Origin of the sequence: Streptomyces sp. NPDC088254 (assembly GCF_044740925.1) — a bacterium.
Lineage (GTDB): Bacteria > Actinomycetota > Actinomycetes > Streptomycetales > Streptomycetaceae > Streptomyces.
Genome location: NZ_JBIURQ010000004.1, coordinates 470038 through 486886, shown reverse-complemented (window position 1 = coordinate 486886; position 16849 = coordinate 470038). Strand labels below are relative to the sequence as shown.

Here is a 16849-nt window from a genome sequence, read left to right as displayed (position 1 = left end):
CTTGGCAGTAACTACTAAACAACTTTCAGGCAACTGCCGTCAGATGGATCGAAGTTGTAGCGTTTGGTCGTGACCCAGGAGAACGTGGCCGTGAACGGCAGCAGAAGGCTCTCGCCCCAGGAGATCGCCGAGGTCCTGCGCGAACGCATCCGCGTCGGGGACCTCAAGGCGGGCGACCGCCTGCCCACCCAGGCCGAGCTGGCTCACGAGTTCGACGTCGAGCGAGGCGCCGTACGCCAGGCCCTGCGGGCGCTCCAGGACGACGGACTGCTCACCGACGTCAGCAAGGGCAGCCCCCCGCGCATCGCCGAACCCCCGGCGCCGGCCCGGGAAGAGCCCCAGCCCACGATGGTCGCCCTCGCCCCCCGCCTGACCGAGGCCTTCTCCGCCCCGCACGTCCGCATCGACGCCGCCTGCCTCACCTCCGAGAGTCTCATCCCGGCCCTCGGCGAACCGCTGCGCCTCATCCACGGCGGCAGCATCCGCCCCGAGCGGATCGACGTCCGCATCCTGCTGCCCTCGCGCGACATCAACCTCGCCTTCCCCGTCCCCGTCGACGGACGGAGCGACGACGACCCGGTGCACCAGCGCTGGCTGGCGATGCGCAACGCCCAGGGCCACGTCCTGCGGCACAACCTGCTCACCTTGCGCACCCACGGCGTCGACGTCAACGTCACCTTCCGGGCCCTGCCGTTCACCCCGCCGGTGAAGCTGTACCTCCTCAACGGCAGCGAGGCGCTGATGGCGTATTACATGGTCGAGCGCCGGGAGGAGCCGACCGAGGACGGCACCCTCGACATGTACGACGTGCTGGGCACCGAGTCCCTGCTGTTCTCCTTCGAGAAGGCGGCCGGCCGGCGGGACGCCGCCTTCGTCGAGGAATCCCAGAAGTGGTTCGACGCCCTCTGGGAAACAATCACCTCGGACCTGACACTCTCCTAGTGACTTCTGATACGACGCAGACTGATCTGGTGGCATCCGAGACCGAGGACACAACCGTGGATCTGCGGGAAACGATCAGGCGTGCCCGAGTCGTGCTCTGGGACTTCGACGGGCCGATCTGCCGGCTGTTTGCGCGGCACTCGGCCGAACTGGTGGCCGACGGCCTGGTGGAGTGGCTGGAGGGACGCGGACTGCGCGGTCTGCTGACGGAGTCCGAACGGGAGTCGCTCGACCCCCACGCCGTGCTGCGTGCCGTGGACCGCCGCCACCCCGGCAGCGACCTCGTCGCGGAGCTGGAGGAACGCCTCACCCAGGAGGAACTGAAGGCCGCCGCCTCGGCGATGCCCACCGCCTGGGCCGACCCCCTGATACGCACCTGGTCGGCCGTCGGCGCCCGCCTGGCCATCACCACCAACAACTCCCCCCGGGTGGTCGGCGCCTACCTGGACAGCCGCGGCCTGACCGGCTGCTTCGCGCCCCATGTCTACGGCCGCACCCAGGACCTGCACCTTCTCAAGCCCCACCCGCACTGCCTGCGTCGCGCCCTCAACGCGACAGGCTCGGCGCCCGGCACCGCGCTGATGATCGGCGACACCCCCGCCGACTTCCTGGCCGCCCGCGAGGCCGGGGTCCCCTTCCTCGGCTACGCCCGCAACGAGCGCAAGGAAAAGCTCCTGAGGGACGCCGGAGCGACGACCGTGGTGGCCTCGCTGGAGGCGGTGCTGGACACCGTCAGACAGGCGCCCTGAGTCGAACGGGATGACGGTCGCGGCGTCTTCTCTCACGTCTTCGCACCACCCGGATCAGGAGCTGCGCTACAGTTCCGCAATCGCGTGAGCAACAGCTCCCGCCGGCACGTATGAGACGGCGAACAGGCCCGATTCCTCGACCACGCCGGACGCGTCTGAGCGGCGATCAACCCAATGGCCCAGCTCATGGCGGTCCGGGCGTGCGCGGCAGCACACGGCATCTAGCGTTTGCCGTATCCATTCGACGAGTGTGAGCACCCGGAGCGGCCCAGTGGGCGACGACCCTGTTTCCCCCCGCCCCTTCGGGGGTCGAACGGCCGCACGGAGCAGGTCCGCCGCCGTGCTCCACGCCTTCGTCCGGAACGCGGCGTCGACCCCGTCGGCCTGCGGTCCCCACCGTCGCGACCGTGTGCTGGACCTGCCGCCGGACGTGGCCCGGATCGTCGGCGGGCAGGCCGGATCACCGGTCACCGTGCGGATCCGGCGCTCCGACGCGCTGCCCGCGGTGATCAGGACCTGGCGCGAGGAGAAGGCCGTCCAGAACGCCGTCCGCGCCGTCCTGCCGCACACTCCGCGGTGCCTGGCCGAGGGGCCGGGCTTCGCCCTCCACAGTCATGTGCCGGGCGTACCGCTGTCGGCGCTGTGCGGAAACGGTAAACCTGTGGACGCGCTGCTCGTCGAGTCACTGACCACGCTGCTGGCCCGGCTGACCCAGGTGCGCGCCTCGGCGCTGCCGCCCCTGCCGTCGGCGTGGCCCGCCGACCACACCGACAGCCGCGCCTTCCTGCGGACCCTGGCCCGGCTCGCCGACGAGCAGATCCGCAGGCCCAACTGGGCCGTCTTCGGCGGCCTGTTCACGGCGCTGGGCATCCCCGCCGACGCCCTGTCCGCGCTGGCGGAACGGGTTCCGCCGATGACGCGGAGGCCGTACAGCCTGCTCCACACCGACCTGCGCCGGGACAACCTGATCGTCCCCGGCCCGGGCGGCGACGCATCCGTCGTCTGCGTCGACTGGGGGCCGGCCACCTACGGGGACCCGCTGAACGACCTCGCCACCCACCTGGTGCGCATGAGGTACCCGCGGCACCAGGAGCAGGAGGTCACCGAGGCCTGGGCGCGGGCCATGCGGCACGTCCGCCCCGCCGCGGTGAACGGCCTGGCCAAGGACCTGGACCACTACCTGGCCTTCGAACGGGCGCAGTCCGTGTTCCCGGATGTCATGCGCGCCGCGCGGTCCCTGGAGCGGTCGTTCACCCAGGAGAGCCTGGAGGAGGCGACGGCGGAGGTGCACCGGGCGGTCCTGGCGGCGGCCGAACCGCTGCGGCTGAGCCGTGTCCCCACCCCCCTGGAGATCGAGGGCGCCCTCTTCCGCTGGCTGGCCTCGCGCGGCCTCGACGGCATCGGCGGCCGGAGCCGGGGCGCCGGGGCCCTCGACTGGACGCCCGACCCCCGCCTCCCCGAGCACCCCGACTTCCCGGCGTCCGCGGTCCGGGACGCCCTGCTGGCGGAGGGCGCCGCCCCGGCCGGCCGGGTGGTGAAGGGGACCGCGCACCTCAACTCGGTGGTGCGGGTGCCGGGCGTCGAGTTCCCGGTGGTCGTCCGGCGCAGACTGCGCGACGTCTGCCGCAGGGAACCGAGTTTCCTCAGCGAACACGCGGTGCTCCGCGCCATCGAGGACTCCGGCGTCGAGGTGGCCGCCCCGAGGGTCCTCGCGCTGGGCACGGACTTCACAGGCGACGCCTTCGCCGTCCACACCTACGTGGGCCCCTGGGACGTCGACCTGCGCCCCGTCCACCCCGTGAACGGCCTGCGCCCGCACGAGGCCGACGCTCTCGTCGACCAGCTGTGCGCCCTGACCGGCGTGAAATACGAGAGCGTCGACCCGGCGGCCGGACAGGGCGGCTTCCACGCCTGGCTCACGGGGCAACTCGTCGCCCTGGTGAGGGACCTGCCCAGGGATTCCATGCGGCTGGCGCGGTCGCTCGGCCTGCCCGACCACCAGCGGCTGGGGGAGATCCTCTCCCGGCACACGGTCACCGACCGCGTGCCCGCGCTCCTGCACGGCGACCTCAACCCGTGGAACCTGGTGCGCCGCGACGACGCGCTCGGACTCACGATCATCGACTGGGAGATGGCACTCGTCGGCGACCCCCTCTACGACCTGGTCCGGCACATGCACCTCACCCCCAACCGCCAGGAGATCAGGGAGCGCATGGTCCGCCGCTGGGAGCGGCGGCTGGCTCCCGAGTACACCCGGGACTGGCGCCGCGACTGGCGCGTCTACCGCTGCGTCGAGATCGTCCGCTCCGCCTACATCGACCTCGACCGCCTGGTCACCGGCGCCGCCCTGGACGCCCCCAACGTCCGCCGCGCCGTCGACTCCTACGCCTCCACCCTGGTCGCCGCCACCACGGCCCTGGGCCTGCCCGTCCCCCCGACGACGAACCCGTACACGGCCCGCGCCCGGGTGCGGACGGCGGATGCGTAGGCTCGCCCCATGAGCGAGCCCGGCCTGCGTGAACGCAAGAAGCGACGGACGTTCCAGAACGTGTCGGACACCGCCGTACGGCTCTTCGTCGAGCGGGGGTTCGACGCGGTGTCCGTCGCGGAGGTCGCGGCGGCCGCCGAGATCTCCAAGCCGACGCTGTTCCGGTACTTCCCGGCCAAGGAGGACCTCGTCCTGCACCGGATCGCCGACCACGAGCGGGAGGCGGCCGACGTGGTCACCGCGGCGCGCGCCGAAGGCGTCGCCCCCCTGCCCGCGCTGCGCCGCCGTTTCCTCGACCTGCTGGCCGCCGCCGACCCCGTCACCGGCCTGAACGACGACCCGGAGGTCCGCGTCTTCCACGCCCTCCTCTACGGCACGCCCGCCCTGGTCGCCGGTCTCCACGCGCATGTGGAGCGCTCCGAGGCCGCCCTCGCCGACGCCTTGGGCGGCGACCTCGACGCCAGGCTGGCGGCCGGTCAGATCGTCGCCGTGCGGCGCGTCCTCGCGGAGGAGAACTGGCGGCGGATCGAGGCCGGCGAGCGGGTGGCGGCCGTCCGCCCGGACGCGGTGGCGGCGGCGGAGCGGGCGTTCGCGGGGCTGGAGGCGGGGCTGCCGCACCTCGCGTGAACGATCGCCAAGTGAAGCTCAGTAAAAAATGTAACTCAGTAACGTTATTGCTAGGGTCGTCGGCATGACGTCTCCCGCTGCCGCCCCACGCCCCGAGGACCCCGCCGAGCTCCACACCTCCCTTCGCCAGGAACGCGCCCACCACGACGCCTGCCGCACGGCCCTCGCCGCGATGGTCGCGGGCACCGACCTCCAGGTCGTCACCGGCGAGGACGTCTCCGCCTCCGGCGCCGACGCCGAAGTGCTCGGCCACCGGCTGCGCAGCCAGGCCAAGGCCCTGCGCGAACTCCCCGAAGGGCCCCTGTTCTTCGGACGGCTGGACTTCGCCGAGGGCGCCGGCGACCACGCCGGGCTCAGTCACCACATCGGCCGGCTCCGCATCGGCGAGCACCCGGCCGCCCCGCCCCTCGTCGTCGACTGGCGCGCGCCGGTCTCCCGCGCCTTCTATCAGGCGAGCCCCCGCGACCCGCTGGGCGTCGCCGTGCGCCGCCGCTTCGGCTGGGCGCCCGGCAGTCGCGGCGACTCCGCCGATCTGACCGCCCTGGAGGACGAACACCTGGGCCACGGCGAGCACGGGGTCGGCGACCTCCTCGCCCGCGAGGTCGAACGGCCCCGCCTCGGCCCGATGCGCGACATCGCGGCCACCATCCAGCCCGAGCAGGACGACCTCGTCCGCGAGGACCGGGACCGGTCCGTGTGCGTACAGGGCGCCCCCGGCACCGGTAAGACGGCGGTGGGTCTGCACCGGGCCGCCTACCTCCTCTACACCCATCCCCGGCGCGTCCACCGCGACGGCGGCCTGCTGATCCTCGGCCCGCACCGCGGCTACCTCTCCTACATCGCCGAGGTCCTGCCCGCCCTCGGCGAGACCGGCGTCCGCCAGTCGACCCTCCTCGACGAGATCGCCCGCCACCCGGTGACCGCCGTCGACCCCGCCGACACGGCCGCCGTCAAACACGACCCCCGGATGGCACAGGTGCTGCGCCGGGCCCTCCACGGCAGGGTGACCGCCGCCCGCGTCGACGATCTCGCCGTGCCGGACGGCTCGTACCGATGGCGGGTCACGGGCGACGAACTCGCCCGCATCGTGACCGACGTCCTCGCCGAAGCCCCGCCGTACGACGTCGGCCGTGAACGCGTACGCAGCCGGATCACGCGCCGGATCCAGGAGCAGGCCGAGCGCCGCGGGGGACCGCGGCCGCCCGCCTGGCAGCGCCGGACGCAACGGTCACGTCCGGTCAGCGCCTGCGTGGACGCCGTATGGCCGAAGGCACGACCGGAAGAGGTGCTGGCCGAACTCCTCACAGATCCAGAGGCGTTGGGCGAGGCCGCGCACGGAGTCCTCGGACCCGCCGAGCAGCGCGTCCTTCTCTGGCCGCGCCCGCCCCGGTCGTACAGGTCCGCACGCTGGTCGGCGGCCGACCTCGTCCTCCTCGACGAGATCGCCGGCCTCATCGAACGCCCCCAGGGATACGGCCATGTCGTGGTCGACGAGGCGCAGGACCTCTCCCCGATGGAGTGCCGGGCCATCGCCCGCCGGGCGCCCTCGGGGGCGCTGACCGTCCTCGGCGACCTGGCCCAGGGCACCACGCCCTGGGCCGCGCGCACCTGGCCGGAACTTCTCGCCCACCTGGGCCGGCCCGACGCGGCGGTGGTCGCGCTGACCACCGGGTTCCGGGTCCCCACAGCGGTGCTCGCCCTGGCCAACCGGCTCCTCGCCCGCCTCGACACCGGCGTCCCGCCCGGCCGCTCCCTCCGCCGCGACGGCGAACTGCGCATCCGGCGCGCGCACGGCGGCCTCACGGCCGAGGTGGTGGCCGCCGTGCGGGACGCCCTCGCCCACGAGGGCTCCGTCGGTGTCGTGACCCCGGCCGCCGACGCCTCCCGCATCCGCCAGGCCCTCACCGCGGCCGGGATCCCCCTCGCCGCCGACCCCGCCGACCAGGCCGCACGGGTGACGGTGATCCCCGCGACGGAGGTCAAGGGTCTCGAGTACGACCACGTCGTCGCCGTGGAACCGGCGGCGATCGCCGAGGCGGAGGAACGCGGCCTGAACCGGCTCTACGTGGTGCTGACCCGCGCGGTGACGCGCCTGGAGGTGATTCACGAGCGGGAGCTGCCCTGGTGAGGCTCCGGGGCGGGTGGGATGGTGGGCGGTGATGCTGCTCTTCCTCGACGTCGACGGGCCGCTGATCCCCTTCGGGGGCCGGGGCCGTATCCGGTTCACCGTCCTGGCCCCTCCTGGCGTCCTCGGGCCGCGCCGGACGAGGTGCATCCGCTGCTGTCCCGTCTCGACCCGGCTCTCGGGCCTCGCCTGCTCGCACTCGGGTGTGAGCTGGTGTGGGCCACGACCTGGCTGGACGACGCCAACGCGGTGGTGGCGCCGTGGCTCGGACTGCCCGCGCTGCCCGTGCTGGAGCCGCCGCGGACGCCGGCCCCGTCCGGCCCGCACTGGAAGACGCCGTCACTGCTGGACCGGGCGGCCGGCCGGCCCTTCGTCTGGGTCGACGACGAGATCAGCGCCGTGGACGAAGACCTGGTCGCCGCCCTGCACCCGGCCCCGGCCCTCCTGCACCGTGTGGACCACCGGCACGGCCTCACGGACGCCGACTTCGAGGTGCTGGAGGAGTGGCTGCGGGCCGACGCCGCGCCGGCGTCTGCTTCGGCTCCATCTCCTCCACCACCCGGATGTACCCGTCCGCGCCGTGCCCCCGGCCGATGACCCGGCGGGCCTGGCCCTCCACCGCCCGCATGACGGCCGCGTCGATGCCGTGCGCCTCGGAGGCGTCGATGACGTGCTTCATGGTCACCGCCGCCGACGTGACGGGGTAGGCCTCGCCGGAGAAGGTGGCCGCGTCCACCTCGGCGGCGGTCTCCGCGAACTGCGCCGGGAGGATCGCCGCGATGCCCGCGGCGTACGGGGCCAGTTCACTTGCGGTGACCCCCTCGGCGCGGGCCAGCGCCACGGCGTGGGCCCAGCCCGCCTTCGCCGTCCAGAACACGTCGAGCAGCGCCACGTCGTGGGCGGCGGCCCGGCCGATCTCCTCACCGAGGTGGGTGTGGGAGCCGCCGAAGGCGCGCAGCGCGGGCAGCCACTCCTCGTAGAGGTCCGCGGGCCCGCTGTACAGGAACACCCCGGCGGGCGTTCCGATGGTGTCCGTCGGCGTCATGATCGCGCCGTCCAGGTACCGCACTCCGTGCCGGGCCGCCCAGTCGGCGGTGTCCCGGGCGCGGGCCGGGGTGTCGGCGCAGAGGTTCACGACCGTGCGCCCCTTGAGCGCGGCGGTGACCGGCTCCGCCCGCAGGACGGCGTCGGCGGCGTCGTAGTCCCGCACGCACACCACGGTCAGCGCGCTCGCCGCGACGGCCTCCCGCGCGGTGTCCGCTGCCACGGCGCCCCGTTCCACCAGCTCCCGGTCCCGGCCGGGGGTCCGGTTCCACACCGTGGTGCGCAGCCCCGCGTCCAGGAAGGCGCCGGCGAGCGCACGCCCCATGGGGCCCAGCCCCACAACGGTGACGGAGAGGTCGGCAGACGATGAGGACATGACTCAACTCCCTTATGATGAAGAACATTTGATGACAAAGAGGGGGAGACGGATGGCGAGCAGGCGTACCGAGCACACGAACGTCTGTGGAGTGACCGCCGCGATCGCCGTGATCGACGGCAAGTGGAAGACCAGCGTGCTCTGGCTGCTGGAATCCGGCCCGCACCGCCCCGCCGAACTGCGCCGGAGGCTGCCGGGGCTCACGGAGAAGGTGCTGACCCAGGCGTTACGGGAGATGGAGGCCGACGGTCTCGTGCACCGGGAGGTGCACGATGTCCTCCCCCTGAAGACCGTCTACTCCCTCACCCCGTTCGGCCGTGAGCTGTCCGAGGCGCTGGCCCCCCTTTCCGACTGGGGCCACCGCCGCCTGGACGGGCTGGCCGCCTCCTGACCACCTGTCACCAGCCTCGCGGCAGGGCCGTCCGCTGCCAAGTACGCACAAAAAAGTGGGTACGCGGCATGGCCTTCCCGCCTACGCCGCGGCGGGGGCGAAGTCGTACGTGGACCACTCGGTGAGCGGGCGGTAGCCGAGGCGCTGGTAGACGGCGTTGCTCGTCGGGTTGGCCAGGTCCGCGAAGAGGACGACCTCCCGTGCGCCCGCCGCCAGCGCCGCCCGGCTCACCTCGGCCGTCACGGCGGCCGCGTAGCCACGACCGCGCAGGTGGGCCGGGGTGTAGACGACGTCCACCTGGACCTGGCCGCCGATCAGCGGGTTCATGCCCGCGACGGAGACGGCGTCGCCGTCGGGGGTCTCCCACACCGTGTAACGCTTGTCGGCGTAGCGGGTGCCGGCCCAGGTGCCGGCGTCGATGGTGACGTCCTCGCCGACCGCGGCCGCGAACTCGCCGCACCAGTACATGACTTCCTCGAAGTCCTCGTCGCCCAGGAGGCGGGCCCGGCCGGCCGGGTGCGGGTCCGGCGGGGTGAGCGTGCCGAGGCCGTACAGGCAGAGCCGGGTGGCGCGGAGCGCCGGAATCGCGCCGGTGCGCCGCTGCCAGGCCTCGGCGAAGGCGGTGGCGGTGTCGTGGTCCGCGCTGACGGCGGGGAGGGGGTGCCCGAGGGCGGCGAAATGGGCGGCGAGGCCGTCGGCCTGCTCGGGGGTCAGCGGGGTGGGGGCCACGGCGCGGGGCCGGAGCTGGTGGAAGGCGGCCTCGACCTCGCCCGCCCGCTCCAGCACCCCGAAGACGGGAGCCTCGGTGCAGCCGAACGCCTCCGCCCCCCGCGCCCGAAGCCTCGCGGCCCACGTCAACTGCATGACATGCCGCCCCGGCCGTGACCCCAGGAACCCTCCGGCAAGGGCGAGGTATTCGTCCACGTCCTCGGTGAGCCGCCATCGCCCGACATCCGGGCCACCGCCCGGGCGGCGCCGGTCGCCTCGGGTGGTGTCGCCTTCGGTGGTCTGCACGTCATCGGGGAGCATGCTTGATGATGCCCCACCCCGAGGCCGCGCCCCACGCTTTCGCGTCAGCATGACGGGGCGCCGGCGGGCGTCCCGACTGTCACCCGCGCTCCTCGGCGAGGAAGCGCCGGACGTCGGCTGCCAGGGACGTCATCTGCTCGCCGGCCTCCAGCCATGTGGTCGCCGAGGCGCTCCAGCCGCCGGCGGCTCGGGGCCAGGGGCGCAGGGTCCAGGTGAGCCCGACGTGGCCGCCCGACCGCCAGACGGCCGACACCGCCAGGTCACCGTCGTCGGTCTGCCGGCGCCGTTCGCCGTCCCATCCCCGGTAGTCCGCGGCCAGTCCTTCCAGGAACGCGGGGAGGCCGCCGTCCCGGACCCAGGCGACCGCCTCGTCGACGCGGGCGGTCAGGCCCGGGGCCCGCAGCTCGACGGCGTAGTGCACGCAGTCCGCGTCGAGGCGGAACCGGTCGCAGAGGGTCACGCCGACGGAGGCGTTGTCCTGGCAGCGGATGGTCACGCCGGCCTTGTCGTCAGTGTCGGTGTCCAGGGAGGTCATGGCTGGAACGGTAGGTCAGCGTCAGCGGAGTTCTTACCCGTACGAGCAGGCGTCCCGGACCGAGAGGTGGGCAAGGTCAGGGCTGCGTGGTCCGGAACGCGAGGTACCGGTTGAAGGCTTCGTGGCTGTCGGGGGTGAAGTTCCACTCCTGCAGGGCAGACCGGAGCTGCGGCTCGGTCAGCCAGGCGTGCCAGGCGACCTCCTCGGGATCGGCGGTCACGGTGTCCGGCGCCACGGCTTCGTGCACGCCGAGCCAGTGCGGGCTCAGACCGCTGCGGTTGAGGAACGTGAACAGCAGGCGGGGCCGCGCACGCACGCCCAGCTCTTCGGCCAGCTCCCGCGCGGCGGCCTGTTCGTACGACTCGCCGGCGTTCACGGCGCCGCCGACCAAGACCTCGTAGCGCCCGGGGAAGCGGGACAGGTGCTCCGACCGGCGGTGGACGAGGACCCGTCCGCGCCCGTCACGGCACACCGTCACGGCGACCCGGTGCAGCCACCCCTCCCGGACGGCCTGCCGGCGGCTGACCGCCACCCCCAGCCCACGATCCTGATCGTCGACACGCTCCACCAGTTCCTCCATGACCGACACCCTGGCAGGGCCTACCGACAACGCAGCCCCGGGCGCCGAGCGAAACCGCACTTTTGCAAGCGGGCGCTTGCAATTGTTAGCGGGAGTGAGGCACTGTGGAGGCATGGCATCGCTCAACGTCGGCAATCTCGGTGAGTACCTGCGCGAGCAGCGGCGAAACGCTCAGCTCTCGCTGCGGCAGCTCGCCGACGCCGCCGGGGTGTCCAATCCGTACCTGAGCCAGATCGAGCGAGGGCTGCGCAAGCCCAGCGCCGAGGTGCTGCAGCAGGTCGCCAAGGCCCTGCGGATCTCCGCCGAGACGCTCTACGTGCGCGCGGGCATCCTGGACGCCGAGCGGGACCGTGACGAGGTCGAGGTGCGGGCCGTCATCCTTGCCGACCCCGCCCTCACCGGGCAGCAGAAACAGGTGCTGCTCCAGATCTACGAGTCCTTCCGCAAGGCGAACGGGTTCGCGCCCGGCGACGACGCGGTGGACTCCCGGGACCTCGGCGGCAGCGACGCCGATCCGCAGCAGACGGCCGGTTGACCGGACCAGGGGACCGGACGCCGGCTGCGGATCCGCACCAACCGATATCGACGAACGTCAAGAACGCGACTACGGGAGACCAACACCATGGCCATCAGCGACGACCTGCGCAAGACCCTCAGCGACCCGACTCCGCTCTACTTCGCTGCGGGCACCGCCGACCTGGCCCTCCAGCAGGCCAAGAAGGTGCCGGGTCTGGTGGAGCAGCTGCGCACGGAGGCCCCGGCCCGTTTCGAGGCCGTCCGCAACACCGACCCCAAGGCCGTGCAGGAGAAGGCCGCCGCCCGTGCCAAGGAGGCCGGCGCCAAGGCCAAGGAGGCGCAGGAGTCCTTCCAGAGCAAGGTCGGCGAGTTCCTCGGCAGCCTCGACGGCGACCTGAAGAAGCTGGGCAGCACGCTCGACGCCGACCTGAAGAAGCTCGGCGAGTCCGCCCAGGACTTCGCGCTGCGCGGTGTCGGCGTCGCCGCCGAGTACGCCGTCAAGGCCCGTGAGACCTACGAGAAGGTCGCCGAGCACGGCGAGCAGGCCGTGCGCACCTGGCGCGGCGAGGCCGCCGAGGAGATCGAGGAGCTGGCGATCGTCGTCGAGGGCAAGGAGGACACCACGCCCGGGACGGTGACCGAGATCAAGAGCGAGCCGAAGCCCGCCCCGACGCCCGTCGCCACCCCGGCCGAGGCCAAGGTCGACCCCCTGACGGCCAAGAAGCCCGCGCCGGCCCCCAAGAAGGCCCCGGCCCCCCGCAAGACCCCCACGGTGAAGAAGACGACCCCGCCGGCCAAGTGAGACCGACCGCGCCGGACGGGCACGTACGAAGACGGCGTGACCGCGAGCGAAGCGGACGCGGCGAACACGCCGAAGGGCCGGGCACTCCTGGAGTGCCCGGCCCGTTGTCCGGGTAGCGGGAGTGAGGTTGCGGGTACGGTGACCGCGTAGAACCGAGAACGAACTGGGCGGAACGAGTGGGCCCGGTCAAGTCGGAGTCGTGCCGAGTCGGGTGGTGGACGTAGTGCTGATGCAAGGTTTCGCAGGGTTCATGTCTCTGCTGAGCCTGGCCCTGATCGTGTTCAGCGGCTTCGCTCTCGTCGACGCGGCGATCCGCCGCGAGGACGGCTACCGGGCTGCCGACAAGCAGACCAAGCCGTTCTGGATGATCATCCTCGGCCTGGCCTTCGTGGTGAACCTGATCTTCCCGATCCTGTCGTTCCTGCCGGTCATCGGCCTGGTCGCGACCATCGTGTACATGGTCGACGTGCGCCCCGCCCTGCGTTCCCTCCCCGGCGGCGGCCGCCCCCGCCGAGGCGGCTCCAGCAGCGACGGCCCCTACGGCCCGTACAACGGCGGCCGCTGAACGCCGCTCCCGCCGCATCACCGCCGGCCGGACACCGCCCGAGCGGGCGCCACCGCTGGTCCGGCACGACCGCCGCGCGAGCGCCGCCACTGATCAGGCACGACCGCCGACCAGGCGCCACCGCCGAGCCCATGCCGTGACCGTGGTCACGGCACGCGGTCGAGCAACACCACCGCCACGTCGTCCGTCAGCTCCCCGCCGTTGAGCTCCCGCACCTCGTTGACGGCGGCCCGCAGCAGATCCTCACCCTGGAGGCCGGAGGCCAGCTGGCGGCGGATCATCTCCACCATGCCGTCCTGGCCCAGCCGCTCACGCCCCTCGCCGACGCGGCCCTCGATCAGACCGTCGGTGTAGAGCATCAGGCTCCACTGCGCGCCCAGCTCGACCTGCATCCGCGGCCAGCGGGCGCCCGGCAGCAGGCCGAGGGCCGGGCCGTTGTTGTCGTAGGGCAGCAGCCGGGCAGGCCGGTCCGGGCGGGCGATCAGCGGCGCCGGGTGACCGGCCAGGCACAGGCCGGCACGGCGGCCGTCGGGCGCGATGTCCACCGTGCACAGCGTCGCGAAGATCTCGTCGTCGTCGCGCTCGTGCTCCAGCACCTGCTGCAGCGTGTTCAGCAGCTCGTCGCCGCACAGCCCGGCCAGCGTCAGCGCCCGCCAGGCGATGCGCAGCTCCACGCCGAGCGCCGCCTCGTCCGGGCCGTGCCCGCAGACGTCGCCGATCATGGCGTGGACGGTGCCGTCCGGGGTGCGGACGGTGTCGTAGAAGTCGCCGCCGAGCAGCGCGCGCGAGCGGCCGGGGCGGTAGCGGGCGGCGAAACGCAGCGGCGAGCCCTCCAGGAGGGGCGTCGGCAGCAGGCCGCGCTCCAGGCGGGCGTTCTCCTGCGCGCGCAGCTTGCCCTCGGCGAGCCGCCGCTCGGCGGTGTCCGACCGCTTGCGCTCCACGGCGTACCGGATGGCGCGGCTGAGCAGCCGGCCGTCCAGCTCGTCGCGGAACAGATAGTCCTGGGCGCCCACCCGCACGGCCTGCGCGCCACGCTCGGCGTCGCCGGACGCGGTGAGCGCGAGCACGGCGTGCCGGGGCGCGAGCTCCAGGACATGCCTGAGTACGGCCAGCTCGTCGTCGTCGGCGGTGCGTCCGGGCGCGGGCAGCGCGAGGTCCAGCAGGATGCAGTGGACGTCGTCGGTGAGCAGCCGCTCGGCCTCGGTGAGGTTGCGGGCGGTGCGCACACGGATCGGCTTGCCGGCCGAGTCGAGCAGGCCGGGGACGATCGGGGCGGCCGCGGGGTCGTCCTCGATCAGCAGCAGTGTGAGGTTGGTGTGGGCGGCGGCGCTCACACCGTGAGGGACGCGGTCGCCGTTGGTGGCGGCGTCGTCCCCGACCGTGGGGTTCTTCGCTTCGTCGCGATGGTCGTTCCGGTCGTCCGTGCGCGGGGCTTCTTCCTTGGAGGGGCCGCCGACTGCGGGCGCGGCCTGCGCCTGACCACACTCCACGGCCGGGATCGCTCTCTGCCGCGGTACGGGTACGGGCATTGTCCTGGGTTCCTTCCCTCCCCCCGAGGGCATGGCGGGTACGAGGGACCTCGACCCACCGACGGGGACCATAGCGGCAGAAAGGGCCGCAGCGGAATGGTCCACGGCACGCCGCTTGATCTCAGACCGGCGTCATATGCCGCCAATTGTGGCGCAGTTGGGCAGGGTCGGACCGGTCCGGGGATGACGAACGTCACGTCGGCGCGTGGCTTGCCGACGGGTTGAGGTGCGGTGGGTCACGTGGGCGGTGTCACGGGCGGACGCGCCCTCGGTCGAGCGCGCCCTCAGCCCCGTACATGCCGTACGCCGCGGCCGGCGCGCCCTCACGCGTCCGGGCGGACCACCCCGAGTATCGGCATCGAGCCCGCGCCCGCGACGGTGATCGTCCGGCCCGGGCGCGGGGCGTGGATCATCTTCCCGTCGCCCAGGTAGAGCGCGATGTGGCTGGCGTCGTCGAAGTAGACGATCAGGTCCCCGGGGCGCATGTCCTTGACGTCGACGCGCGTCAGCTGCCGCCACTGCTCCTGCGAGGTCCGCGGGACCTGGACACCGGCGGACGCCCAGGCCTGCGACGTCAGACCGGAGCAGTCGAAGGACTCCGGACCCTCGGCGCCCCACACGTACGGCTTGCCGAGCTGCGCGGTCGCGTAGGCGATGGCCTGCTTGCCCAGCGGGCCGGCCTGGCTGTCGACGCCGGTCAGGGCGCCGCTGTCCAGCCAGGCGGTCTGCGCCCGCTGGGCGGCCTGCTCCTGGAGCCGGGTGAGGCGGTCCCGCTCCTCCTGCTCCAGCTCCGATTCCAGCTTCTCGGCGGCCGCGATCTGCTGCTCGACCTTCTTCTGGGCCGTCGCCTTGGCCTTGCGGTTGGCCTCCAGCTTCTGCCACTGGGCCGAGGCGTCCTTGGCGTACTGCTCCAAGTCCTGCTGGGTGCGGGTCATTTCGCCGAGCAGTCCCTCGGTCGCCCGCTGGCCCTGCCGGGCCCGGCCCGCCCCGTCGAGGAACTCGCCCGGGCTGTCGCTGAGCACAAGTTTCGCCTCGTCGGGCAGACCGCCGCCCCGGTACTGGGCGCGGGCCGCGGCGCCGGCGCGATCCTTCAGGCCGGCCAGCGCCTCACGACCCTCGGTGATCTTCTTCGCCAGCTCCACGATCTCCGTGGACTGCTTCTCCGCCTGCTCCTCGGCCGCGTTGTAGGCGTCGGTGGCGACCGCGGCGTCGTGGTAGAGCGCGTCGAGTCTGGTGCGCACCGCCTCCAGGTCCGTGTCGGACGACGGCGGCAGGGTCAGATCGGGGTTCGTGGTGGGGAGCGGCGTGGGCGTGGGAGCCGGGGCCGCGAAGGCGGTGCCCGGAACCGTCAGCACGGTGACCGCGCAGACCGCGGCCACCGCCGCCGCGATCAGGCTGCGCTTGCCCCTACCCATACATCCCCCAAGACCTGATTTCCCGTCAGTAACATACGGTCACCCGGGGGATCGTGCCACGCTGCGCCGGAAAACGACAGGGTCTGTCCCACCCCGCCCTCACCTGCCGTGAGGATCTCCCCGCCATGTGTGACGAACACCTCGCGGAGATCGTTCCCGGGCGCGGGTCGATCGGCGGAGCCGTCCGACGGCGGCCCGCGCCCCGGTCTCCGCGACCCGCGCCGCCCGGTCTCGCCCGGTGCCGGCAGTCCCCGCCCCGTCTCGGCAACCCCCGGTGTCCGCCTCTCACCCCCGAGGGGCCAGTGCCTCCCACCGCACCGTCACTTCGCCCTGCCGCCACCGTCCGGGCCCGTCCGCCACCGGCCAGTCCGCGGTGAGGTCCCGTACCGCCCGTATCCACCGCTGGCGCGCGCCGTACGACGCGTAGGGCGCCGCCGCCGCCCAGGCGCGGTCGAAGTCGCGGAGGAACGCGTGCACGGGCTCACCGGGCACGTTCCGGTGGATGAGCGCCTTGGGGAGTCGTTCGGCGAGGTCGGAGGGGCGGTCCAGGGAGCCGAGCCGGGTGGCGAAGGTGACCGTCCGCGGCCCCTCGGGCCCGAGCGCGACCCACACGTGCCGCCGTCCGACCTCGTCGCAGGTCCCCTCGACGAGCAGTCCGCCGCGGGAGCCGTCCGCCGCCGGCGCGAGCCGTGCGCACAGCCGTTCCCAGACGCCGCCGACCTCCTCCTCGTCGTACTGCCGCAGCACGTTGGCGGCGCGGATGAGGTGCGGCCGGTGGGAGAGCGGGATCTCGAAGCCGCCGTGCCGGAAGACGAGGCCGTCGCGTTCGTACGGCTTCGCGGCGGCGACCCGGGCCGGCTCGATCTCGACGCCCACCACGCGCGCGTGGGGCGCGACCGACCTCAGCCGGCCCAGCAGTTCGACGGCGGTCCAGGGGGCCGCGCCGTAACCGAGGTCGACGGCGACGGGACGGCCCGCGCGGCGCAGCTCGGCGCCGTGCACGGCCGCGATCCAGCGGTCCATGCGGCGCAGCCGGTTGGGGTTCGTCGTCCCGCGCGTGACCGTCCCCACGGGGCGGGACGGTGCGCGGGAAACCATGCCTACGAGTATGCGGTGCCCGCGCGGGCACCCGGCCC

General features: G+C 73.2%; 16 protein-coding genes and 1 pseudogene. 10 read left to right on the top strand and 7 right to left on the bottom strand.

The features are described from left to right. Nucleotides 1-63 precede the first annotated feature (63 nt). From ACIOC0_RS15195 to ACIOC0_RS15170, 6 genes and pseudogenes are all read left to right on the top strand, one after another. The gene (locus ACIOC0_RS15195) at nucleotides 64-942 is read left to right on the top strand and encodes a FadR/GntR family transcriptional regulator (protein ID WP_402155450.1); all 879 of its coding nucleotides are present in this window, start codon (nucleotides 64-66) and stop codon (nucleotides 940-942) included. Next, nucleotides 891-1691 carry an HAD family hydrolase gene (locus tag ACIOC0_RS15190; protein WP_388484505.1) on the top strand — a complete coding sequence of 267 codons (801 nt, stop codon included), beginning with the start codon at nucleotides 891-893 and terminating at the stop codon, nucleotides 1689-1691. Before ACIOC0_RS15195 ends, ACIOC0_RS15190 begins: the two co-directional genes overlap by 52 nt. A 271-nt stretch (nucleotides 1692-1962) precedes the next feature. Further along, the gene (locus ACIOC0_RS15185) at nucleotides 1963-4179 is read left to right on the top strand and encodes a phosphotransferase family protein (protein WP_402155449.1); all 2217 of its coding nucleotides are present in this window, start codon (nucleotides 1963-1965) and stop codon (nucleotides 4177-4179) included. 9 nt (nucleotides 4180-4188) lie between these two features. After that, on the top strand, nucleotides 4189-4806 hold the full coding sequence (locus ACIOC0_RS15180; protein WP_402155448.1) for a TetR/AcrR family transcriptional regulator: 618 nt from the start codon (nucleotides 4189-4191) through the stop codon (nucleotides 4804-4806). 64 nt (nucleotides 4807-4870) lie between these two features. Next, nucleotides 4871-6934: a HelD family protein gene (locus ACIOC0_RS15175; protein WP_402155447.1), complete on the top strand. Its 2064-nt coding sequence runs from the start codon at nucleotides 4871-4873 to the stop codon at nucleotides 6932-6934. A 31-nt stretch (nucleotides 6935-6965) separates the two neighbouring features. Beyond that, a pseudogene (locus ACIOC0_RS15170) lies at nucleotides 6966-7453 on the top strand (hypothetical protein); the annotation flags it as partial. Here the strand turns inward: ACIOC0_RS15170 and ACIOC0_RS15165 are convergent. Next, the gene (locus ACIOC0_RS15165; protein WP_402155446.1) at nucleotides 7404-8351 is read right to left on the bottom strand and encodes an NAD(P)-dependent oxidoreductase; all 948 of its coding nucleotides are present in this window, start codon (nucleotides 8349-8351) and stop codon (nucleotides 7404-7406) included. The pseudogene ACIOC0_RS15170 and the gene ACIOC0_RS15165 overlap by 50 nt on opposite strands. A 52-nt stretch (nucleotides 8352-8403) precedes the next feature. On the opposite strand from ACIOC0_RS15165, the gene ACIOC0_RS15160 reads away from it, so the two are divergent. Further along, the gene (locus tag ACIOC0_RS15160; RefSeq protein ID WP_402155445.1) at nucleotides 8404-8742 is read left to right on the top strand and encodes a winged helix-turn-helix transcriptional regulator; all 339 of its coding nucleotides are present in this window, start codon (nucleotides 8404-8406) and stop codon (nucleotides 8740-8742) included. Between the two features lie 81 nt (nucleotides 8743-8823). On the opposite strand, the gene ACIOC0_RS15155 is transcribed toward ACIOC0_RS15160, so the two are convergent. The 3 genes from ACIOC0_RS15155 to ACIOC0_RS15145 form a co-directional block, all read right to left on the bottom strand. Next, on the bottom strand, nucleotides 8824-9771 hold the full coding sequence (locus tag ACIOC0_RS15155; RefSeq protein WP_402155444.1) for a GNAT family N-acetyltransferase: 948 nt from the start codon (nucleotides 9769-9771) through the stop codon (nucleotides 8824-8826). Nucleotides 9772-9850: 79 nt separating this feature from the next. Beyond that, entirely contained in the window at nucleotides 9851-10306 is a 456-nt protein-coding gene (locus tag ACIOC0_RS15150; protein WP_402155443.1) for a DUF6228 family protein, read from the bottom strand. A 76-nt stretch (nucleotides 10307-10382) separates the two neighbouring features. Further along, entirely contained in the window at nucleotides 10383-10886 is a 504-nt protein-coding gene (locus ACIOC0_RS15145; protein WP_402155442.1) for an NUDIX hydrolase, read from the bottom strand. A 112-nt stretch (nucleotides 10887-10998) separates the two neighbouring features. On the opposite strand from ACIOC0_RS15145, the gene ACIOC0_RS15140 reads away from it, so the two are divergent. From ACIOC0_RS15140 to ACIOC0_RS15130, 3 genes are all read left to right on the top strand, one after another. Continuing rightward, the gene (locus ACIOC0_RS15140) at nucleotides 10999-11421 is read left to right on the top strand and encodes a helix-turn-helix domain-containing protein (RefSeq protein WP_402155441.1); all 423 of its coding nucleotides are present in this window, start codon (nucleotides 10999-11001) and stop codon (nucleotides 11419-11421) included. An 87-nt stretch (nucleotides 11422-11508) separates the two neighbouring features. Then, nucleotides 11509-12204: a hypothetical protein gene (locus ACIOC0_RS15135; RefSeq protein WP_402155440.1), complete on the top strand. Its 696-nt coding sequence runs from the start codon at nucleotides 11509-11511 to the stop codon at nucleotides 12202-12204. Between the two features lie 229 nt (nucleotides 12205-12433). Continuing rightward, on the top strand, nucleotides 12434-12769 hold the full coding sequence (locus ACIOC0_RS15130; RefSeq protein WP_352246621.1) for a DUF2516 family protein: 336 nt from the start codon (nucleotides 12434-12436) through the stop codon (nucleotides 12767-12769). Nucleotides 12770-12915: 146 nt separating this feature from the next. Here the strand turns inward: ACIOC0_RS15130 and ACIOC0_RS15125 are convergent, their stop codons facing one another. From ACIOC0_RS15125 to ACIOC0_RS15115, 3 genes are all read right to left on the bottom strand, one after another. Continuing rightward, the gene (locus ACIOC0_RS15125) at nucleotides 12916-14298 is read right to left on the bottom strand and encodes a PP2C family protein-serine/threonine phosphatase (RefSeq protein ID WP_402155439.1); all 1383 of its coding nucleotides are present in this window, start codon (nucleotides 14296-14298) and stop codon (nucleotides 12916-12918) included. A 323-nt stretch (nucleotides 14299-14621) separates the two neighbouring features. Continuing rightward, nucleotides 14622-15713, bottom strand: a complete 1092-nt coding sequence (locus ACIOC0_RS15120; protein WP_402155438.1) for an NlpC/P60 family protein — start codon at nucleotides 15711-15713, stop codon at nucleotides 14622-14624. Nucleotides 15714-15998: 285 nt separating this feature from the next. After that, the gene (locus ACIOC0_RS15115) at nucleotides 15999-16811 is read right to left on the bottom strand and encodes a class I SAM-dependent methyltransferase (RefSeq protein WP_402155437.1); all 813 of its coding nucleotides are present in this window, start codon (nucleotides 16809-16811) and stop codon (nucleotides 15999-16001) included. Nucleotides 16812-16849 lie beyond the last annotated feature (38 nt).

Bases quoted from the DNA above. Each gene is read 5' to 3' on its own strand.
- ACIOC0_RS15180 (WP_402155448.1), top strand. From the start codon at position 4,189: ATGAGCGAGCCCGGCCTGCGTGAACGCAAGAAGCGACGGACGTTCCAG.
- ACIOC0_RS15175 (WP_402155447.1), top strand. From the start codon at position 4,871: ATGACGTCTCCCGCTGCCGCCCCACGCCCCGAGGACCCCGCCGAGCTC.
- ACIOC0_RS15165 (WP_402155446.1), bottom strand. From the start codon at position 8,351: ATGTCCTCATCGTCTGCCGACCTCTCCGTCACCGTTGTGGGGCTGGGC.
- ACIOC0_RS15160 (WP_402155445.1), top strand. From the start codon at position 8,404: ATGGCGAGCAGGCGTACCGAGCACACGAACGTCTGTGGAGTGACCGCC.
- ACIOC0_RS15155 (WP_402155444.1), bottom strand. From the start codon at position 9,771: ATGCTCCCCGATGACGTGCAGACCACCGAAGGCGACACCACCCGAGGC.
- ACIOC0_RS15150 (WP_402155443.1), bottom strand. From the start codon at position 10,306: ATGACCTCCCTGGACACCGACACTGACGACAAGGCCGGCGTGACCATC.
- ACIOC0_RS15145 (WP_402155442.1), bottom strand. From the start codon at position 10,886: ATGGAGGAACTGGTGGAGCGTGTCGACGATCAGGATCGTGGGCTGGGG.
- ACIOC0_RS15140 (WP_402155441.1), top strand. From the start codon at position 10,999: ATGGCATCGCTCAACGTCGGCAATCTCGGTGAGTACCTGCGCGAGCAG.
- ACIOC0_RS15135 (WP_402155440.1), top strand. From the start codon at position 11,509: ATGGCCATCAGCGACGACCTGCGCAAGACCCTCAGCGACCCGACTCCG.
- ACIOC0_RS15130 (WP_352246621.1), top strand. From the start codon at position 12,434: ATGCAAGGTTTCGCAGGGTTCATGTCTCTGCTGAGCCTGGCCCTGATC.
- ACIOC0_RS15125 (WP_402155439.1), bottom strand. From the start codon at position 14,298: ATGCCCGTACCCGTACCGCGGCAGAGAGCGATCCCGGCCGTGGAGTGT.
- ACIOC0_RS15120 (WP_402155438.1), bottom strand. From the start codon at position 15,713: ATGGGTAGGGGCAAGCGCAGCCTGATCGCGGCGGCGGTGGCCGCGGTC.
- ACIOC0_RS15115 (WP_402155437.1), bottom strand. From the start codon at position 16,811: ATGGTTTCCCGCGCACCGTCCCGCCCCGTGGGGACGGTCACGCGCGGG.